This window comes from Pedobacter sp. 01T416_2 (assembly GCF_056398925.1).
In genome coordinates this window covers 1-1,996 of the sequence record NZ_JBFTQI010001179.1, presented here as the reverse complement: position 1 = coordinate 1,996, position 1,996 = coordinate 1, and the positions used below count along the sequence as shown (strand labels likewise).

The window sequence follows — 1,996 nt, the reverse complement described above, 5'->3', positions numbered from 1 at the left end:
TACTAGAAGTATAAAAAAAGGCCGGCTGTGAAAACACCAGCCGACCATTCTACCCGCCTAACCCAAATTATTTATGGCGCTGGAGCAACTGTAGCATTTAGCTGTAATACCGGCCAAGTTAAACCTGGCCCTTTTCCGATTACTATGCCCAGGTTATCACCTCTTTTTACATCTGATATCCAGTAGTATAAAGGCCATCCTTTATAAGTTAACTGTTTTTTGCCAATTGTAGCCACAGTAATTACACCAACATCAGTTTTTGTAACAGCCGAGGGCACATTAAGCACTTCAGATTCGTAAACTGGCCAAATACCTTCTTGTGTAGCGCTTTTTGTATAGGTATTTACACCATTTTTGTCTGGCGCAAAAGCATACAACGTACGTCCTTTGCTATCGGTTAAGTAAATGGTTTTGCCATCGCCAACAGCATAGGTACTGGTGTAATTAATATTGTTCGCGGTCAGTTGTGCATTGGCCAGCATCAATGAATAATCGGGTTTAGCCACAAACCATATTCCACTAACACCATCGCCTTTAATATCTCCTTTTGCAACGTCGTTAGCAAAGTAATAAAGTGGATAACCACGGTAAGTGCTTTGTTTACGGCCATCAGCACGGGTAACCTCTCCAACTTCTGCTTTGTTCAGGTTTAAATCGGTGCTGGCATCAGCTGAGTAATAAAGGGGCCATGCGGTTTCGCAACCACCGGTACAGGTTGGCGTACCTGCAGCATCAGATGCAAAAAAGTATAAAGTTTTACCGTCTTTATCAGTTAATACCGTCCCGAACTTGGCATCTGTTGCCAATTGAATCCCCTTATTGTTATTGGTAACGGGTGGCCGCGATAGTGAAGATATTATACAAAAGTATATTCAAGGGTGCGTTAGAAATGAAAGGGATAGTCAAAAAGCACTATACAAACATTTCTATAGCTTTGCTATGGGGATTTGTTTGCGTTATGCAAACGATCGGCTAGATGCTGCAGGAATACTGAACGATGGCTTTTTTAAAGCCTTTAAAAATATAACCAAATACGAAACTTCGAAGGCCTTTTTGCCTTGGCTCGGTCGGATAATAACCAATACTGCCATTGATTATTATCGTGCCAATTTAAAATTCGCCGATCATGTAGATATTCAGGATCATGAAAATATTGCACATACAAACTCTGTGTACGATAAATTAGCTTATAATGATTTGTTAGCATTGGTTCAAAACCTAAGTCCGGCCTATCGAACGGTTTTTAACCTTTTCGCTATAGATGGCTATAGCCATGAGGAAATTGCCGAAATGCTGGGAATATCGATAGGAACATCAAAGTCGAACCTGTTTAAGGCGCGACAGAAATTACAGGAAATGCTAAAAACTACAGATGCGAAAACTTACCAGGTAAGGAGTTCGGAGGTAGATAGAAACCTTTTACAGGTGAGGTTAAATACAAACATGCAATGAGAGAGGGAAAAGATATAGATAAATTATTTAAGGATGGATTGGAAAATCCCGATCTTCCTTTTAATGATTTAGATTGGGATAATCTGGAAGAGAGATTGCATCCAACATCTAAAAGGAGGATAGTGCCGTTAATTTGGTTAACTGCTGTGGCTGCAGTAGCCGCAATGTTGCTGGTGGTTTTTTTATTGGTTAGGCCGAATGGTGATCAGTCAAAAAACAATTCATTGGTGAAAACAGATACAAATGCCCACAAAAAAGAGAACAACAAGCCTTTAGATAATAAGGCAGATTTAATCGAAAAGCCAACCAACAATGATTCGTTAGCCAAGGATAGGGAAGAAAGTTTATTGACAGAAAGTAATAAAGGAGCGGAAGATAGCAAAGATCAAAAAATAATCAGAACAGGATTCGTCCACGAAATTTTTCCAAAAGTTATTGAGAAAGGTAATAGTAGTAATAATAACCTTTTAGCGGATGTGATTTATAATCCAGAAATAAAAGCCGAAACCAAGCTTGTAGAATTTGAAAAACAGAATCTTGTAGC

Annotated in this window: 3 protein-coding genes; 2 read left to right on the top strand and 1 reads right to left on the bottom strand. The window is 39.2% G+C overall.

The window, feature by feature from the left end:
• Positions 1-71: 71 nt before the first annotated feature.
• The gene (locus tag AC1DPQ_RS28375) at positions 72-806 is read right to left on the bottom strand and encodes a hypothetical protein (protein WP_477611660.1); all 735 of its coding nucleotides are present in this window, start codon (positions 804-806) and stop codon (positions 72-74) included.
• Between the two features lie 13 nt (positions 807-819).
• On the opposite strand from AC1DPQ_RS28375, the gene AC1DPQ_RS28370 reads away from it, so the two are divergent.
• Positions 820-1,452 carry an RNA polymerase sigma factor gene (locus AC1DPQ_RS28370; protein ID WP_477611659.1) on the top strand — a complete coding sequence of 211 codons (633 nt, stop codon included), beginning with the start codon at positions 820-822 and terminating at the stop codon, positions 1,450-1,452.
• The coding region (locus tag AC1DPQ_RS28365) for a hypothetical protein (protein ID WP_477611658.1) at positions 1,449-1,996 on the top strand (548 nt) is incomplete at its 3' end. The genes AC1DPQ_RS28370 and AC1DPQ_RS28365, both read left to right, overlap by 4 nt.